General features: G+C 64.3%; 15 protein-coding genes. 7 read left to right on the forward strand and 8 right to left on the reverse strand.

Annotated elements, in window-relative coordinates:
- Positions 1-19 precede the first annotated feature (19 nt).
- From CCOS864_RS17785 to CCOS864_RS17795, 3 genes are all read right to left on the reverse strand, one after another.
- On the reverse strand, positions 20-949 hold the full coding sequence (locus CCOS864_RS17785) for an IS110 family RNA-guided transposase (RefSeq protein ID WP_115085406.1): 930 nt from the start codon (positions 947-949) through the stop codon (positions 20-22).
- A 253-nt stretch (positions 950-1202) separates the two neighbouring features.
- Positions 1203-2081 (reverse strand): SDR family NAD(P)-dependent oxidoreductase, encoded by an 879-nt coding sequence (locus tag CCOS864_RS17790; RefSeq protein ID WP_115087675.1) that lies wholly within the window; start codon positions 2079-2081, stop codon positions 1203-1205.
- Positions 2082-2092: 11 nt separating this feature from the next.
- Complete coding sequence (locus CCOS864_RS17795) at positions 2093-3829, reverse strand: FAD-dependent oxidoreductase (protein WP_115087676.1); 1737 nt, start codon at positions 3827-3829, stop codon at positions 2093-2095.
- A gap of 257 nt (positions 3830-4086) precedes the next feature.
- On the opposite strand from CCOS864_RS17795, the gene CCOS864_RS17800 reads away from it, so the two are divergent.
- Complete coding sequence (locus CCOS864_RS17800; RefSeq protein WP_115087677.1) at positions 4087-5664, forward strand: DUF1302 domain-containing protein; 1578 nt, start codon at positions 4087-4089, stop codon at positions 5662-5664.
- Positions 5665-5687: 23 nt separating this feature from the next.
- Entirely contained in the window at positions 5688-7067 is a 1380-nt protein-coding gene (locus tag CCOS864_RS17805; protein WP_115087678.1) for a DUF1329 domain-containing protein, read from the forward strand.
- A gap of 57 nt (positions 7068-7124) precedes the next feature.
- Here the strand turns inward: CCOS864_RS17805 and CCOS864_RS17810 are convergent, their stop codons facing one another.
- The 4 genes from CCOS864_RS17810 to CCOS864_RS17825 are packed head-to-tail and all read right to left on the reverse strand — an operon-like array spanning position 7125 to position 11208.
- Positions 7125-8093 (reverse strand): DHH family phosphoesterase, encoded by a 969-nt coding sequence (locus tag CCOS864_RS17810; protein WP_115087679.1) that lies wholly within the window; start codon positions 8091-8093, stop codon positions 7125-7127.
- Between the two features lie 12 nt (positions 8094-8105).
- Positions 8106-8894: an SDR family oxidoreductase gene (locus tag CCOS864_RS17815; protein WP_115087680.1), complete on the reverse strand. Its 789-nt coding sequence runs from the start codon at positions 8892-8894 to the stop codon at positions 8106-8108.
- 32 nt (positions 8895-8926) lie between these two features.
- Positions 8927-10096, reverse strand: a complete 1170-nt coding sequence (locus CCOS864_RS17820; protein ID WP_115087681.1) for a sulfotransferase family protein — start codon at positions 10094-10096, stop codon at positions 8927-8929.
- Positions 10093-11208: a DUF1214 domain-containing protein gene (locus tag CCOS864_RS17825; RefSeq protein WP_115087682.1), complete on the reverse strand. Its 1116-nt coding sequence runs from the start codon at positions 11206-11208 to the stop codon at positions 10093-10095. Before CCOS864_RS17825 ends, CCOS864_RS17820 begins: the two co-directional genes overlap by 4 nt.
- A gap of 206 nt (positions 11209-11414) precedes the next feature.
- Between CCOS864_RS17825 and CCOS864_RS17830 the strand changes: the two genes are divergently transcribed.
- From CCOS864_RS17830 to CCOS864_RS17850, 5 genes are all read left to right on the forward strand, one after another.
- Positions 11415-11885 (forward strand): SRPBCC domain-containing protein, encoded by a 471-nt coding sequence (locus tag CCOS864_RS17830; protein ID WP_115087683.1) that lies wholly within the window; start codon positions 11415-11417, stop codon positions 11883-11885.
- A gap of 165 nt (positions 11886-12050) precedes the next feature.
- Positions 12051-12995 (forward strand): sulfate adenylyltransferase subunit CysD, encoded by a 945-nt coding sequence (gene cysD / locus CCOS864_RS17835; protein ID WP_258579054.1) that lies wholly within the window; start codon positions 12051-12053, stop codon positions 12993-12995.
- Positions 12995-14887, forward strand: a complete 1893-nt coding sequence (gene cysN / locus CCOS864_RS17840; protein WP_115087685.1) for a sulfate adenylyltransferase subunit CysN — start codon at positions 12995-12997, stop codon at positions 14885-14887. Before cysD ends, cysN begins: the two co-directional genes overlap by 1 nt.
- 140 nt (positions 14888-15027) lie before the next feature.
- Entirely contained in the window at positions 15028-16200 is a 1173-nt protein-coding gene (locus CCOS864_RS17845; RefSeq protein WP_115087686.1) for a helix-turn-helix transcriptional regulator, read from the forward strand.
- A gap of 83 nt (positions 16201-16283) precedes the next feature.
- Positions 16284-16628, forward strand: coding sequence for a hypothetical protein (locus CCOS864_RS17850; RefSeq protein ID WP_115087687.1), 345 nt, complete (start codon positions 16284-16286; stop codon positions 16626-16628).
- On the opposite strand, the gene CCOS864_RS17855 is transcribed toward CCOS864_RS17850, so the two are convergent.
- Positions 16625-16957, reverse strand: a complete 333-nt coding sequence (locus CCOS864_RS17855) for a hypothetical protein (RefSeq protein ID WP_115087688.1) — start codon at positions 16955-16957, stop codon at positions 16625-16627. The genes CCOS864_RS17850 and CCOS864_RS17855 overlap by 4 nt on opposite strands.
- Positions 16958-17062 lie beyond the last annotated feature (105 nt).

Genomic DNA, 17062 nt, shown 5'->3' on the forward strand with positions numbered 1-17062 from the left:
GTGGGAGCAACTGTCTTGATCAGGCTGTTTGCTCTCGCCAAGGGGTATTGTCCCGCAGCATTGCATTCAGCCTGACGATCAGCACCCGCATGCAAGCTACGAGTGCCACCTTGGCGCACTTGCCACGTGCCCGAAGTGCTTCGTAGCGTGCTTTAAATTCTGTGTTGTGACGGATGATGATCCAGCTCGACATGTACAGCACTCGCCTTACATGGGCCCGACCACCCCATATCTGGCGGTGCCCTCGATGGCTACCACTATCGTTGTTGTAAGGCGCTACGCCCACCAGAGCGGCGATCTGACGGCGGTCCAACTGCCCCAGTTCAGGCAGTGAGGCGAGCAGATTTGCGGCGGTTACTCGACCGATTCCGGTCACTGCCAATAACTGACGCGCCCTGGTATCGTCCAGTTGCACCATCGCCTGATCAATTTCTTCGTCGAGGCGTTTGATCAGCACTTTCAGGTGTTCTATGTGCTCATCAAAGTGGGCCATCGCCATTGCCGAGCGGCATTGCAGGCGACGCCGTTTGTAGTCATCACGGCTCTGCACAAATTGGGCGCGCTGCTTCACCAACTCGCGCAGCTCTTCGCGTTCCGGGCTGACCGGTTGGCCTTGAGGGGCGCTGAGGTGTGCAGCGAAGTCCGCAAGGACTTCGGCGTCGATCTTGTCGGTTTTGGCTTTTTTACCCATGGCATCGGCGAATTTTCGGGCACGGGCTGGGTTGATGCAGATGGTTTCCAGTCCTGCTGAGGCCAGGGCGATCAACACATCTTTCTCGTAGCCGCCTGTCGCTTCGATCAGCACTCGACTGATATTGAAGTCCTTCAGACGCTCAAGCAACGCCTCGAAGCCTGCGGAGTTGTTGGCCACTTCGAAGCGAATTTTCTGAGGCTTGATGCAGATTTCCAAAGTGGCTTTGGCAGTGTCGATTCCAACAGAAGACAACATGGCTGAACCCTCTTACACTCAGTTGTGAGAGCGCTCTGGCTTGGCCCACGCTTGTGATTCGAGAGGCGCTCAATCAACTGTTCGGGCTCGGGCCAGAGTGGAGAGGTGAATGGCAGCTTTGCTCCCACACGTGCTTTAAGCACTACCGGCGTACAGCTTGCCATTCACCGCTCTCACTTCTGATTCTATTCCTTCCTCAAGACACAAGCCGGCGTTGCCGGCGATCGAGCCCGCAGGGGTCGCAATCCGCCGCTCAGATCACCCGCGCCGGATGCTGCTGGCGCGGGTCCCCCAGCAAGCCACGATGCGAAGGCGGCTGGCGCCCGCCCGCTTCGCTGATGCCATAACCCCCGGCTATCTCGGCAGTGATCAGGGTTTGCCCGGAATAGCTCATCAACTGCGGATCGTTGAGCAGCGCATGAATCACTCGCCCATTGAACTGCGGGGTCTCGGCATCGGCGAGGAACGCCTTGTACTGCTCACCATGTTGTTCGCCGGCAACCCGCGTGCGTTCGGTCAATTGCGGGCCGAGCCACAGCGACAAGGCCGCCACGCCCTGGCCTTCAAAATCGATGGCCATGTCGGCGGCCAGCTTGTCGCAGCCGGCCTTCTGCGCGCCATAGGCCGGCCCGTGCATGTAGCAGCCAGCGCCGAACGAGGAAGTGAAACACACCAGCCCCTGACGGCTGCGCAGCAACAACGGCGCAGCATGGTAGCTGGCGACATAGGCCGAACGCAGGCCGACATCGAGGATGCGCACCAGCTCCAGCGGCTTGGCCCAGAACGGCCCCGGCTCGATCAACTGATCATGGATGAAGGCCGCGTTGTTGACCAACAGATCCAGGTGCCCGCATTCGCGTTCAACCTGGGCGAACAGCGCCTGCACCTGGGCATCGTCGCCATGATCGCAGGTCACCGCGATGCCCTGCCCGCCCACGGCGCTGATGGCCTGGGCGGTGGCCTGCAGGTCACCGTCCAGGGCGTGGCCATACAAACGTGAACCGCCCTGCCCACGAGCGCGGCCGGTAATATAAACGGTCATGCCGGCCGCGCCGAGGGCCAGGGCGATGCCTTGGCCGACACCGCGACTGGCGCCGGTAACCACGGCAACCTGCCTGTGTTGTGTATTCATGGGGTGCATCCTCAAGAAACCAGTGCCACCTGGGCCTGGGGGTTACTGGCAAGCGCGCCAATGTGATTGGCGGCCAGGTAGCCGAAAGTCATGGCCGGGCCGAGGGTCGAACCCGCCCCCGGATAGGTGCGGCCCATCATCGATGCAGCGCTGTTGCCGATGGCATACAGGCCGAGGATCGGTTGGCCGTCCTCGTGCAATACCCGCGCATGCACATCGGTCAGCAAGCCGCCCTTGGTGCCGATGTCACCGGCGTCGACCCGCACCGCATAGAACGGCGCCTGCAGCAACGGCGCCAGGCACGGGTTGGGCTGCACGCCAGGGTCGCCGTAATAGCGGTCGAACAAGGATTCGCCCTTGGCGAAATCCTCGTCGCGACCCAGGCTGGCCATGGCATTGAAACGCTGCACGGTACGCGCCAGGCCGGCAGGGTCGACACCGATGCTGCTCGCCAGTGCTTCGAGGCTGCTGGCCTTGTGAAAGTAGTCGCGCAGGTGCCGGGGCAACTGCCAGTCGCGCTGGGCATAGCCCGGCAACAGCGCACCACAGGGGTATTTGCGGCGAAAACTGGCGTCAAAGACCATCCAGCACGGCACGCTGCTGGCGCCTTCACGGTTGTTGGCATACATGGCGTAGACGATGTCGGTGTAGGGCGCAGCCTCGTTGACGAAGCGTTCGCCAGCCGCGTTAACCAGGACGCACCCCGGCAAGGTACGTTCGACGAACAGTGCGCGCTGCTTCTCTTCGCCCTGCACATGGGTGGTCGGCGCCCACCAGCTGTGTTCCATCAGCGCGGTACGCGCACCCACTGCCTGGCCTGCACGAATGCCGTCGCCAGTGTTGTTCGGCGGCGTCGCGCTCCAGCTGGCTTGCGAGGGCTGCGGGTGGTACTGGTCACGCATCGCCTGGTTACGCTCGAAGCCCCCGGCGGCAATGATCACCCCGTGACGCGCCTTGATCCTCACCAGTTTGCCGTCGCGGCGGACCTGGGCGCCGCCGATCCGCCCGTCGACAATCAGCAGCTGCTCCAGCGCACAGTCGAGCCACAGCGGTACCTCTCGGTCGAGCATCGAGCAGCGCAAGGCCCCGACCAGGGCATTGCCCAGGGTCAGGAAGCGATCCCGGCGCGACAGCTTGCGGCCCTTGCGGTCACGCCAGTAGCGCCACATCACCCGCAGGGTCAGGCGCAGCCAGCCCTTGCCGCGACACAGCAGTACCTGGGCTTCTTTCATGGTCATGGCCATCCGGCCCATCATCAGCGTGCCCGGTGACGGCGCACGCATCTTGAGGAATTCGTCGCCCAGCTGCACCGCGTCGAACGGCAAGGGGTCCATCGAGCGATAGCCGGGCTTGCCGCCCGGCACTTCGGGGTAGTAGTCGGCATATTGCGGTTGCGCCTCGAAGCGCACCCGCGAGTGTTGTTCGAGGTATTCGAGCATCCGCCGGCCCTGCTCGACATAGGTCTCGATGCGCCCGTCGTCGATCTCGCCATGGGTGACGGCCCTGAGGTAGGCGATGGCTTCTTCGGCCGAGTCCTGCCCGCCCAGGGCGCTGATGCGCGGGTTGTTCGGGATCCAGATACCGCCGCCGGATACCGCCGAGGTACCGCCGTATTCGCTACTTTTCTCGATCAGCAGGGCCTTGAGCCCCAGGTCGTGGGCGCGCAGGGCGGCGGTCATGCCGCCGGCCCCCGAACCGATCACCAGCACGTCGCAACATTGGTCCCACTCGATCCCGGCTTCGTTCATGTGTTCACCTTTTCCAGGGCAACAGACAACAGGCCGCGCCGGCTGTCGGCCGGGGGCATTGGCCCGCTGATTGTTCGGTGCCCGGCACCGGCCAACATCGTCCGATGGGACTAGCGCCAACGCCCTGCTCACTCGGCGGTTTCGCTTAGTCCGCTTGGACGATGTTGCGCCGCCAAGGGGATTCCATAGTCGCCCCAGCTTCACCTCCCACCTTGAATACGGCGGTCGGGCAGGTCTGACCGCGGCATGAGGACGACATGATAAAAACAACAATCGCCCCACCTTCACTGAACACCTGCGTGCGCCTGGGGATGTTGATGCTGGCTGGCGGCCTGGGCAGCCCGGCCAGCGCCCTGACCTTCCAGGCCAACGATGACCTGAGCATCGACTGGGACACCACCCTGACCTACAGCCTGGCCTGGCGTACCGAGGGCCGCGACCACAAGCTGGTGGCCAACGCCGACGGCAACGATGGCGACAACGCTTTCGACAGGGGCAGCCTGATCACCAACCGCGTCGGCTTTCTCACCGAAGCCAACCTCAAGTGGCAGAACGACTTCGGCCTGTTCATGCGCGCTGCCGGCTTCTACGACAACGTCTACGACCAGGGCAACGACAACGGCACCGGTGCCTCCAACTGCCTGGCCAGCGGCAACTGCCGGCGCGCCGACCGCTTCTCCCAGGACACCATCGACCAGCACCGCGACGACCTGCGCCTGCTCGACGCCTATGCCTATGGCAGCTGGGACGTCGGCGGCCACAACCTCAATCTGCGAGTCGGCGATCAGGTGGTGAGCTGGGGTGAAAGTCTGTTCTACCCGGGCATCTCCGCCGCCCAGAGCCCGGTCGATGCGACCAAGGCCACCACCCCCGGGGTCGAGGTCAAGGAAGTGCTGCTGCCGGTGGGCCAGGTGTTCGGCCAGTTCAGCCTGACCGACGCCCTGGAGCTGCAGGCCTACTACCAGTACAAATGGGAGAAGACCGACCTGTTCGGGGTTGGCAGCTATTTTTCCAGCACCGACCTGATCGACCGCGGCGGCTTCAGCGATGCCTCAGGCTTCGTCACCCGCCTCAAGGACGACGAACCCAGTGACAGCGGCCAGTACGGCGTGGCCCTGCGCTACACCGCCGAGTCGCTGAACAACACCGAGTTCGGCCTCTACTACTCGCGCTACCACGACAAGAACCCGTCGCTGGATTTCCAGACCGACCTGGGCCATTACCGCGTGCGCTACTTCGACAACATCGACCAGTACGGCGCCAGCTTCGGCACCGTGCTCGGCGACACCAGCATCGCCGGTGAAGTCAGCTACCGCGACGGCGCGCCGGTGATGGTCGACAACGGTTTCTCCAGCCCCGTGCGGGCGCAGACCCTGCAGGCCCAGGTGTCGATGATCCACGTGGTCGGCCCGACCGCCTTTGCCGACAACACCACCCTGGTCGGCGAGCTGGTCTACAACACCGTGCTCGACAACGACGCCTCGACCCCGGTGACCCTGGCCCCCGGCCTGACCCTGCCCGGCACCGACAGCCTGGTCCTGGACCGCGACGCCTGGGGCTACACGGTACAGGCGACCTTCGACTACAACGACGTGTTCAGCGGCTGGGACATGTCGGTACCGGTCACCTACAGCAGCGCCGCCCAGCACGACAGCGCCATGACTGGCTCGATCAATGCCGGGCAAGGCGATGAGCGCGCGAGCATCGGCACCACCTGGCGCTACCTCGGCAACTTCACCGTCGAAGCGCTCTACAACGCCTACCTGGGCAATGCCAACAATTCGCCCCTGGCCGACCGCGACAACGTCGCCCTCAACTTCAAGTACCGCTTCTGAAGCCCCTGATGGAGGAGCACCGCATGTCTACTCTCACGCATCCCTGGTTGCGCACCACCCTCGCGGCCGCCCTGCTCGGCGCAAGCCTGGCCCACGCCAATGTCAGCAACGACGATGCCGCGCGCCTGGGCAAGGACCTGACCCCGGTCGGCGCCGAACGCGCCGGCAACGCCGATGGCAGCATTCCGGCCTGGACCGGAAAATGGCGCGGCCTGCCACCACAGCTCAAGTTCGCCGGACCCGGCACGCCCTACCCTGACCCTTACGCCGACGAAAAACCGCTGTTCACCATTACCGCGCAGAACGTCGAGCAGTACGCCGCCAACCTCACTGACGGCCAGAAGGCACTGTTCAAGCGCTACCCGAGCTCGTTCAAGATTCCGGTCTACCCCAGCCATCGGGACTTCAGGGTCGACCAGGCCAGCGAGGATGCCCTCAAGCGCAACGCGCTCAACGCCACGCTCAGCGCCGACGGCAACGATGCAATCAACGCCTTTGGCGCCTCGCCGTTCCCGATCCCGAAAAACGGCAACGAGCTGATCCTCAACCACAACATGCAGGCGCGGGCGACTACCGAAGAGGCCAACTACCAGCAGGTGGTGGTCTATGCCGACAACAACAAGGCCCTGGAAAAGGTCAACTACAAGATCTACTCGCTGTGGTCCGACCCCAAGCAGAGCGTGGAAAGCGTCAATGGCGTGTTCACCGACTTCCTGCTCACTACGCTTGAGCCGGTGCGCAAGAAAGGCGAAATCATCGTCGGCCACGAGTTCATCAACGCCGCCGCCCAGCCGCGCCAGGCCTGGCAGTACACCCCGGGCCAGCGCCGGGTACGCCGCGCGCCAACCGTCGGCTACGATTCGCCAACCGGCGCCGGCGGCTTTCGCGTCTACGATGAAGACCGCCTGTTCAACGGTGCCACCGACCGCTACGACTGGAGCATCGTCGGCAAGAAAGAGATCTACATCCCCTACAACAACTACAAGATCGACAGCCCCGAGGTGAATACCGCGCAGATCCTCTCCACCAGCGGCCATATCAACCCGGAGCTGATGCGCTATGAAAAACACCGGGTGTGGGTGCTGCAGGCGACGCTCAAGCCATCTGCCCGGCACATCTATGCCAAGCGCCTGATCTACATCGATGAAGACAGCTGGGCCGCGACCCTGGCCGACAACTTCGACGCCCGCGGGCAACTGTGGCGCACCAACATGCAGACCTCGGTGTACGCCTATGAGATCCAGCGTTTCCATGCCCGCCTGGGGATCTACCATGACCTGATCGCCGGCTCCTACCTGGTCGACCGCCTGCTCGACGAGCAGAAACCGGCCAAGCTCAACGCCAGCAACTTTGCCGCCGACGAGTTCACTCCCGGCAACCTGCGCAAGCTCGGTACCCGCTAACCCCCCACGCAGCAAAACCCAACGCCCCGCCCGATCCGGTCGGGGCATTGGTCTTTCTCAGCGATAGCAATCCAGCAAACGTTCAGCGACTTCCTGCAACTGCGCGTCAGTCAGGCGATTGATCCCGGCAGCACGCTTGCGCCCGCCGCCGGAGGGGAACTGGCGGCAGAAGGCATCTGCCGCCAGCCCGGCATCTTCCGGCACCCGCAAACTGAACCCCCAGCCACCCTCGGCCCTGGCGCTGAGCAAGCCGATCGCCTTGCCTGGCGCCCCTGCTGCCAGCTGGTTGGCCAGCACGCCACTGACCCGACGCGCCCAGGGTTGCGCAGGCAAGCGGTAGATCAGCACGCCCTGGCCCGCCTGCCACGGCTCAAGGCCTGTGGCGGCGGCCATGTCGGCGGCATGGCCGCTGCGCAGGGTGGTAAAGCTGGTGCTGTGGCGGATGAAGTCCAGCGGATCGCGATACGGCAACAGCTCGGCGGCCAGCGCCAAAGGCTCGAAGTGCAGGTCGGCCAGGCTGTCGCCATAGGCGTTGTAGTTGAGCAACAGGCCCAGTTCCTCCAGGGCGCGCACATCCTCTTCGTCCAGGCCATGTTGCGCCGCCAGCGCCAGCGCCGGGCCGGTCATACCGTCACCGAAGGCAGCCGCCACCGCCCAGCGGTGATGGCGCCCGCCCAGATAACGGTTGACCAGCAGGCTGGTACACACCTCGGCGGCGGTGTCGATGAACGACTCGAACGCCGGGTGGCGCGGCAGTTCGCCGGCAAAGTGGTGGTCGAAGTAGCGCACCCGGGCGCCGGCATCGAGCAGGCGCCGGGTGGCTTCACGGTTCTGTTCGTGGGCCACGTCCAGCACCGTGACCCGCTCGCCGGGCCCGGCCTGGACCCGGCGTAACAGCTCGATGTCGCGCTTGACCCCGCTGACCAGGTGCACCGTTGGCGCCAGTTCGCCAGCCAGACGCAGTTGCTGCAAGGCGCAGAGCCCGTCGGCATCGCCGTTGAAGGCGCAGTGATCGATGGTGTTCATCTGCAGCCCTCCTCAGTACATCACTTCGCCGCCGTTGGCATCGAGCTGCGCGCCATTGATTGCACTGGCGTAGTCCGATGCCAGAAACACTGCGGCGCGGGCGCACTCCTCGTCGCTGCGCATGCGCCCGCCAGGGATGCCGGCACTGAACTCGGCGCGCACTTGCGCTTCGCTGACACCGCGGGCCACCGCGCTCTGGCGCACCAGGGCCTGCACCGGCTCGCCCCACATCCAGCCACAGGCCAGGGCATTGACCCGCAAGCCGTGGGCCGCCTGTTCGCTGGCGAGATAACGCACGCTGGCGGCCAGGGCGCTTTTCGACGCGGCATAGGCGGCGCCGCCCTGATACGGTTTGCGCACCCCCAGGGTGTTGATCATGACGATCGCCCCCGCGCCCTGTTCGCGCATGGGCGCCAGCACCGCGCGGCTCATGTTCAGCGAACCCAGCAGGTTGACCTCCAGCGCTTCGCGCAGCGGGTCGTTGTCCGCCTCATCCACGGCCTGGAAACCACCATGGGAGAAGGCGCTGTTGATCAGCGCATCGATACGGCCGAACTGCTTGAGGGTAGCTTCGGCGAAACGCTGGCAGGCCTGCACATCGGTGATGTCGGTGGCCACGCACAACACTTCGCAGTGTTCGGCAACGGCCTTGATGCGCTGTTGTGCCTCCAGCAGCCGGCCCTGGTCGCGGGCGCCGATGGCCACGGCCCGCGCCCCTTCGCGCGCGGCCTCCAGGGCCAGCTTGATACCCAGCCCGGGGCCGACGCCCGAAACCATCACGACTTTGTCTTTGAGTAGCATGGGATGACTCCTTTTATTGTTATGGGTTTGGCTCAGGCGTGGATATGCCGGGCGCGGTACTCGGCGTAGTCACGTTGCAGCAGCGCGTCGCTGAGGCCGAACTGCTCAGGGCTGTAGTGATGGGTGGCGCGTTTTTCCCGGCCGTTGGCGGCCAGCCATTGGTCCATGGCCGCGTTGACCGGCGCGGTGCATTCCAGGCCGGCGAAGCGGTAGATGCGCTCGACCACCGCCAGCGGTGCGGCCAGGGTGTCTTCGAACCGCACATCGAGAAAGCGCCCGGCCGGCAGGCTGTCGCGTACCGCCATGGCATGGCGCAGTGCCCGTGCCATGCGCCGGTTCCACTGCTCGCCAACGGCTTGGGCATCGGCCTGGGCGCTGTACAGCTGCCACAGGGTATGGATGAAGCTGGCCAGCGAGGGGATGGTTTTGCCCGGTTCGCGATGGGTAAGCACCACCTGCGCCCCGGGGAACACCTCGAACAACAGCTCCAGGGTATGCAAGTGCTGCGGGCTCTTGAGCAGCCAGCGCCGGCCCGGGGCAATGCCACGGCGTGCCTGCTGCCACTGCAGGAACTGCAAGGTGCGCTTGAGGTAACGGTAGACCTGGGTCTGGTCCTGGCGATCGAGCCAGGCGGTATAGCTGGGGACGTTGACGTAGGAGTCCATGGCGCAGAGGAACGAGTGCTCCATCAGCATGAACTCCTCGTCGGGCTGCTCGGCGTCCAGTGGGTGAATGGCCAGCAACTGCGGGAGGAGCTCGACCATCGCCGCTACTTCGGCACGCGCCCGGCCGATGCGCTGCAGCGGCTGTTCCAGGGTTTCCCCGCTCAGGGGCGCCGGGTAGCGGGTTTCCCACCACTGCGCCTTGCTGAACTGCGAGTCCACCGCCAGGGTGCGTTGCAGCAGCGTGGTACCAGTACGCGGCAGGCCGACGATCACCAGCGGGTCGTTGATCTCAATCTCGAGAATCTCAGGGAGGCGCCGACAGTGGTCTTCGATCACCAGGCGATTGACCAATTGCGCCAATAGCTTCTCGCGCAGCAGCAGGCGCCCTTGTGGCGATAATCGCGCTTCCTGCTCCAGGGCCTGCCCCAGTACTTCAAGGCCCTGGCGAAAATCGCCCGGGCCAAAATCGTCAAGACCGCCTGCGCGAGCACTGGCCTCGGCCAGCAGCAGGTCCAGGGAAAAATCGTTGCCGCTCATACTGCCAGCTCCTTGAGGTCATTGAGTTTGACCACGCGGGTGGTCGGCTGAACCGGTTGTTTGGCGCCAACCCAGCGCAGGCACAGGGTGCCGTGGGGGTGGCCGGCGGTTTCCAGCCAGTTGGCCAGGCCCGGGTCGCGGTGGCTGAGGACCATGCGCAGGCTGCCGTTCGCCGCAAGCTGCGCCGCATGCTTGTTCAGGCAGATGCGGTGGTAGCGGTAGTCGAGCGACTCCATCCAGTAGTTGTTGATCTGCAGGTTCCAGAAGTCGCAGGCCGGCATCTGGTCGACCTCGATCAGCAGCGCTTCGTCGTCGGCCAGTGCCCAGTACGAGTGGTAGTAGAAGATGTTCGGATCACCGCCCACTGCCTGGCACAACGCCTGGTCGGCGGCCGGCAACTGGTTGCTGTGCTGCTGGTAACCCTGGGCCCAGTCGGCGAACAGCCGTGCGGTGTTCTCAACGAAACCACCGACTCGCTGCAGGCTTTGCTGCAGGCGTGCGGCGTCCAGCGGCGCGGGTGCGTGGCCGCCATTCAGGCGCTCGATGTGCAGTTGCGCCGGCTGCTCACTGCTGCGATCGAGGAAGGTCTGGCGCACGATCAAGGCATTGCTCTGCGGCTCAAGGGGCAGCCAGTTACCGCTGGCCGGCGGGTGCTGGCTGAGGATGATCTCGAAGTTGCCCTCGGCATCCAGCTGCAATTGCCCGGCGTCGATAAAGCCGGTCTGGATCATCTTGCCGTCGGTTTCGTAACCACCCTTTTGCGAGCCAAAGCTCAGGTAGGCGACGCTGCCGCGCTGGCCGCTGACACGGTACTCGTGCTCACCGTTCAGGCGTGCATAGCGGTACAGGTTGTCGGGGTTATCGGCACCGATTTTGGCGGTTTCATGGGAGGGGGTGATGAACCCGGGAAAATCTGGATCGGCGAACTCCAGGTGCATCTCCAGGGCGATGCGCAGCAAGCGGGTCAGGTAGCGAAAGCCTTCGGCGCGGGTTTGCTCGTCGGCCGGAGCCTCGGCGCGCAGGATCTGTTCGCCGCTGCGGCGCAACTGCTCGCAAAAACGGGTCCAGCTCTCACCGCTGATGACCGCCTGTTGGGGTGTGTCTGTAGCCATGTCAGTCTCCTCTGCCGGCGGAGGGTCCGCCGTTGTACCCGACCTTAGGGAGGAGCCCGGCAGCGCGGCTTCGTCCGTGCGGACTAAACCGCCGATCTAGTCCGCCTGGACGAGGAGCCGCCGGGCACAAGCGGTGAGGATCGCGCCTGAGCCCCGGCTCACTGGCGCCCCCTTGTGGCGCGCAGTCACCCTCACAGGAGCCACCCATGAGTGCAGAAAAAAACCTGGTCCGTTCGCTGACCGTGGACATCGATGCCCCGGCCGAACTGGTCTGGGCGATCCTCATCGACCTGCCCGCCTACCCGCAGTGGAACCCCTACACGGTCAAGGTCGAGTCGAGCCTGGTGCTCGGCGAGCCGGTCAACCTGTTCCTGCCCGACCCACGCCGGCCTGGTGAGTTGCTGAAGGTGGTCGAACGCCTGGCCGACTTCGAGCCGCATCGCTTGCTGGCCTGGGAGATGCACGCCAGTGCCGACAACCCTGATGCGGCGCGGCGCGAGCAGTTGATCGAACGCAGTGGGCCAGCGAGTTGCCGCTACCACACCACTGACCAGTTCCTCGGCCCGACCGCCGACCAGGTCATGGCCGACCACGGCCCCTGGGTGAAACAGGGCTTCGACGCCGTGGCCGTGGCACTCAAGGCCCATGCCGAGCGGTTGTTCGGGTCGGCGCCTTGACCTTGCCCGTGTCGTCTGGATTGCGGGGCTAGCCCGTTCCCACAGGTACTGCATCAATGCTCAGAACAGCACTAAACCTGTGGGAGCGGGCTTGACCCGCGATGAGGCCAGTCCAGCATTCTTCGTCCAAGCAGACGAAGAAGCCACCGCCCCCCATTACCTACCGTGACGTTCAGCCGGTGCCAATCCCGGCAGAACTCGAGGAGGTATTCGATGTTGACTCATCTGCAATGGCTGGAAGCGGAAAGCATCCAGATCATCCGCGAAGTGGTGGCCGAGTGTGAAAACCCGGTGATGCTGTATTCGATCGGCAAGGACAGCGCCGTGATGCTGCACCTGGCGATGAAAGCCTTCGCGCCGGGCAAGCCGCCCTTCCCCCTGCTGCACGTGGACACCACCTGGAAGTTTCGCGAGATGATCGAATTTCGCGACAAGACCGCTGAACGTCTGGGCCTGGACCTGCTGGTGCATATCAACCCCGAAGGTCTGGAAAAGGCCATCGACCCCTTCACCCACGGTTCGGCCCTGCACACCGACGTGTGGAAGACCCAGGGCCTGAAGCAGGCCCTGGACCACTACGGTTTCGACGCAGCGTTCGGCGGCGCCCGGCGCGACGAAGAAAAGTCGCGGGCCAAGGAGCGGGTGTTTTCGCTGCGCTCCGAGCAGCACCGCTGGGACCCAAAACAGCAGCGCCCGGAGCTCTGGCGCCTGTACAACACACGCAAACGCAAGGGCGAAAGCCTGCGCGTGTTCCCGCTGTCGAACTGGACCGAGCTGGATATCTGGCAGTACATCTACCTCGAACAGATCCCCATCGTGCCGCTGTACTTCGCCAAGGAACGCCCGGTGGTACGCCGCGACGGTACGCTGATCATGGTCGATGACGAGCGCCTGCCACTGCGGCCTGGAGAAACCCCGGAACTGCGCAAGGTGCGTTTCCGCACCCTGGGTTGCTACCCGTTGACCGGCGCCATCGACAGCGACGCCGATAACCTGCCGGCGATCATCAGCGAAATGCTGGTCAGCCGCACCTCGGAACGCCAGGGCCGCCTGATCGACAGCGATTCGGCCGGCTCCATGGAGAAGAAGAAGCAAGAGGGGTATTTCTGATGAACGCGATCACCGATGCACGCAATGGCGACCTGACGCCCTACCTGCAACAGCAACAGAACAAACAGCTGCTGCGCTTCATCACCTGCGGCAGTGTCGACGACGGCAAGAGCACCCTGATCGGCCGCTTGCTGTATGAGTCCAAGGTGCTGTTCGAAGACCAGTTGGGCCAGCTTGAAGCTGACTCGAAAAAACTCGGCACCCAGGGCGAGGAGCTGGATTTCGCCCTGCTGGTCGACGGCTTGAGCGCCGAGCGCGAGCAAGGCATCACCATCGATGTGGCTTACCGTTTTTTTGCCACCGAAAAGCGCAAGTTCATCGTTGCCGACACCCCCGGCCATGAGCAATACACCCGCAACATGGTCACCGGTGCGTCCACCGCCGACCTCGCAGTGATCCTCATCGATGCCCGCCAGGGCCTGTTGACCCAGACCCGCCGGCACAGCTACCTGGTGTCGCTGCTGGGCATCCGCAAAGTGGTGGTGGCGATCAACAAGCTCGATCTGGTGAGCTATTCGCAGGCAGTGTTCGAGCGCATTGAAGCCGAGTATCGCGCCTTCGCCGCACAGATCGGCCTGCAGGATATCCAGTGCATCCCGCTCTCGGCACTGCGCGGCGACAACATGCTCGAAACCAGCCCCAACACCCCCTGGTACCAGGGCCCGAGCCTGCTTGCGCACCTGGAAGACGTGCCGCTGGAGCAAGCCCGGCAGAACCAGGCGCCGTTCCGCTTGCCGGTGCAATGGGTGAACCGGCCGAACCTGGATTTTCGCGGCTATTGCGGCAACGTTGCGGCCGGCAGCGTGCGCGTCGGCGAGCGCATTCGCGTGCTGCCTTCAGGCCAGCAGAGCGAGATCACCTGCATCCTTGGCAGTGCCGGAGAACAGCAGCAAGCCCTGTGCGGCCAGGCCGTGACCCTGACCCTGAAGGACGAAATCGATATCAGCCGCGGTGACCTGATCGCCCTGGCCGACGCCCCGCCGGCCGTCGCCGACCAGTTCGAGGCGACCCTGGTATGGATGGACGAAGAAGCGCTGCTGCCGGGCCGCCCGTACCTGATGAAGATCGGTTGCCGCACCGTCGGCATGAGCTGCGCCAACCTCAAGCACCGGGTCGATGTGAACAGCCTCGAGCACCTGGCGGCCAAGACCCTGGAGCTGAACGGCATCGGCGTGTGCAATCTGCACCTGGACCGGCCGATCGCCTTTGATGCCTATGCCGACAACCGCGACACTGGCGGCTTCATCGTCATTGATCGCCTGAGCAACCGCACGGTCGGCGCCGGCATGCTGCACTTTGCCTTGCGCCGGGCGCAAAACGTGCACTGGCAGGCCATCGACGTCAACCGCGAGGCCCATGCCGCGCTCAAGGGCCAGGCGCCACGAATGCTGTGGTTTACCGGGTTGTCCGGCGCGGGCAAGTCGACCATCGCCAACCTGGTCGAGCGCAAGCTGCATGCCCTGGGCCGACACACCTACCTGCTCGATGGCGACAACGTGCGCCACGGCCTGAACCGCGACCTGGGCTTCACCGAAGCCGACCGGGTGGAGAACATCCGCCGGGTGTCGGAGGTGGCCAGGCTGATGCTCGATGCTGGCCTGATAACCCTGGTGTCGTTCATCTCGCCGTTCCGTGCCGAACGCGACATGGCCCGGGGCCTGGCGGGCGATGGCAATTTCCTCGAGATCTTCATCGATGCGCCGCTGGCCCTGGCCGAGCAGCGCGACCCCAAGGGCCTGTACCTGAAAGCCCGACGTGGTGAGCTGAAGAACTTCACCGGCATCGATTCGCCCTACGAGCCACCGGTGGCACCGGATATCCATATCGATACCCAGCACGAGACTGCCGAGGCCGCTGCCGAACGCATCGTCGAGGCCCTGCTGGCGTTGTAACGGCGACCGGGCGCAGCGTTGCACCCTGGAGCGTGCGCTGCGCTCATCAGCGCCCGGCCATCTAAGCCAAACGGACGATTTTGTCTCCCTGACCCAGGTCGATACTCGAGCCATAACAACACGCAGCCAAAGAGGCGCGCATGACCCTGCCCTTTCCTACCTGCCCGGACCTGCACGCCAGCCTCGACATTGCCCCTGCCGAGCTCAGCAGCCTGCTCGGGCTGGTCTATCACGGCCCGCTGGAGTCGACGCCCTGGGCCAGTTTGCTGGACGTCCTGCGCCAACGCTTCGCCGCCAGCTTCTTCACCCTGGTGCTGCGCAATCCCGACCACCAGCGCCCCGGGCTGATCGTCAATGCCTCGGTACATGGCCCGCTGTTGCCTGGCGAGCCCTCCTACAGCGAGCATTACTATTCGATCTGTCCGTTCATCGACTGGCCCGTGGACCAGGTCGCCAGTGCCGACCAGGTGCTGGGCACCGAGGCCTGGCTGGGCCATGAGTTTTACCGCAACTACCTGCGGCCGCTGGACCTGCGCCATGTACTGGTGGCCAACATGCGCACCGCCGCCGGCATGCACTGCGCCCTGTTCGCCTGCCGCGACCACGCCAGCGAGGATTTCAATCAAGCGCAGATCAACTTGATCCGCCTGTTGTTGCCGCACCTGCAACAGGCTGTAGACCTGCACTCGGCAGTGGATCAACTGGATGCCGAGCGCCAGCTCTATGCGGCCACCATCGACCGCCTGATGGTCGGCACGGCCATCCTCGACGAGAACGGCCGGATGATGCGCTGCAACCGCGCCGCCCAGCGCCTGTTTGACAGTCGCGACGGCCTGGAGTGCAGGCACGACAAGCTGTGTGCCTTTGCCAGCCATGAGAACCGCGCGCTGCAGCATGCCATCCAGGCGGTGTTGAAACAGCGCCAGCGCGGCCTCGACGACCTGCAGGTGCTGACCCTGGCACGGCCCAGCGGCGAGATGCCGCTGAACCTGTTGCTGCGCCCGATTGCCATGAGCTACCAGGCCCAGAACGGCACCCGACGCCCGGCCGTGGCGGTGTTCATCCGCGACCCGGCGGACTCGCCACAGGCCTCGCGCAACCTGCTGCGCAGCCTGTTCCAGTTGACCCGCACGGAAACCGAGGTGGCCATGCTGGTGATGGATGGCCAGACCCTTGATGAGACGGCCGAAGCACTCGGGGTATCGCGCAATACCGTGCGCGCCCACCTGCGCGGTGTCTTCGCCAAGACCGGCGCCACGCGCCAGGCGCAACTGGTCAAGACCTTGCTCAACAGCGTGGCGTCGTTGGGGTAGTGGTTGGCGCCGCCCGTTTGAGTAGAATAGCCGCCGTAGCGCTAGCATCCCCCTGCGCAATTGCGCCTTTGAACGATCAATGGATGATCCTGTTGAAACCCCTCAAGCACCGTTTTCTCGCCATCCTCATGCAGGTCGATCTCAACATTACGATCTGGACCGGCGGCCTCTACATGATCTGGGTGCTGTTCGACCGTGATGCAACGCGGTACTTCGAAGCCTACGTAGTCTTTGCCATCGCCGGCCTTTGCCTGTTCTTCTTCACCGCGCTGTTTGTGCGCTGCCCGGAATGCAACAAATCCATGCACCATCTGTACAAGCCGGGAGAAGGACTGTTGATGCACCGCGGGTTACTGCCCCACGAGGTCTTCACCCAGAAGCTGATCGAGTGCCCCGAGTGCAACCAGGTGGTGAAGTTTCGCGATTAGCGCAAGCTGATAACGATCTTGCGTGCGAGCATGCCCACCAGCATACCGGCGATGGTCAGCAGCACATCGGCGGTGAACTTTGCCGAGTAGTCAGGCGCGTAGATACGGTCATGGGTGTAGAAGGTCGGGCCGGTGTTGAACACAGCGTGGTAGCCATTGGGGAAGAACGCCACCGCGCACAGCACCACGATCAAGCCCAGGGTCCAGGCGCCGGTGCCGTCGTAGGACTGGCTGCGGAACCAGAGGAGAATCCAGGTGAGTACGGCGGCGAGGACCGGCGTCCAGAACTGCGAAGTGAGGGCGCTGTAGAATTCCAGGGTGAAATACATGGGTTTGCTGAGTCCTTTCGGTGACGCCAGTGGAGAAGGTTGGATGACGCGCCTTGAAACGCGGCGGCATGCTATCACGCCGGGCACGACACCGGCGCTCCTGCT

Origin of the sequence: Pseudomonas wadenswilerensis, from assembly GCF_900497695.1 — a bacterium.
Classification (GTDB): Bacteria; Pseudomonadota; Gammaproteobacteria; order Pseudomonadales; family Pseudomonadaceae; genus Aquipseudomonas; species Aquipseudomonas wadenswilerensis.

Bases quoted from the DNA above. Each gene is read 5' to 3' on its own strand.
- CCOS864_RS17825 (WP_115087682.1), bottom strand. From the start codon at position 11,208: ATGGCTACAGACACACCCCAACAGGCGGTCATCAGCGGTGAGAGCTGG.
- CCOS864_RS17800 (WP_115087677.1), top strand. From the start codon at position 4,087: ATGATAAAAACAACAATCGCCCCACCTTCACTGAACACCTGCGTGCGC.
- CCOS864_RS17805 (WP_115087678.1), top strand. From the start codon at position 5,688: ATGTCTACTCTCACGCATCCCTGGTTGCGCACCACCCTCGCGGCCGCC.
- CCOS864_RS17820 (WP_115087681.1), bottom strand. From the start codon at position 10,096: ATGAGCGGCAACGATTTTTCCCTGGACCTGCTGCTGGCCGAGGCCAGT.
- CCOS864_RS17850 (WP_115087687.1), top strand. From the start codon at position 16,284: ATGATCCTGTTGAAACCCCTCAAGCACCGTTTTCTCGCCATCCTCATG.
- cysN (WP_115087685.1), top strand. From the start codon at position 12,995: ATGAACGCGATCACCGATGCACGCAATGGCGACCTGACGCCCTACCTG.
- CCOS864_RS17810 (WP_115087679.1), bottom strand. From the start codon at position 8,093: ATGAACACCATCGATCACTGCGCCTTCAACGGCGATGCCGACGGGCTC.
- CCOS864_RS17790 (WP_115087675.1), bottom strand. From the start codon at position 2,081: ATGAATACACAACACAGGCAGGTTGCCGTGGTTACCGGCGCCAGTCGC.
- CCOS864_RS17795 (WP_115087676.1), bottom strand. From the start codon at position 3,829: ATGAACGAAGCCGGGATCGAGTGGGACCAATGTTGCGACGTGCTGGTG.
- CCOS864_RS17785 (WP_115085406.1), bottom strand. From the start codon at position 949: ATGTTGTCTTCTGTTGGAATCGACACTGCCAAAGCCACTTTGGAAATC.
- CCOS864_RS17855 (WP_115087688.1), bottom strand. From the start codon at position 16,957: ATGTATTTCACCCTGGAATTCTACAGCGCCCTCACTTCGCAGTTCTGG.
- CCOS864_RS17845 (WP_115087686.1), top strand. From the start codon at position 15,028: ATGACCCTGCCCTTTCCTACCTGCCCGGACCTGCACGCCAGCCTCGAC.
- CCOS864_RS17815 (WP_115087680.1), bottom strand. From the start codon at position 8,894: ATGCTACTCAAAGACAAAGTCGTGATGGTTTCGGGCGTCGGCCCCGGG.
- CCOS864_RS17830 (WP_115087683.1), top strand. From the start codon at position 11,415: ATGAGTGCAGAAAAAAACCTGGTCCGTTCGCTGACCGTGGACATCGAT.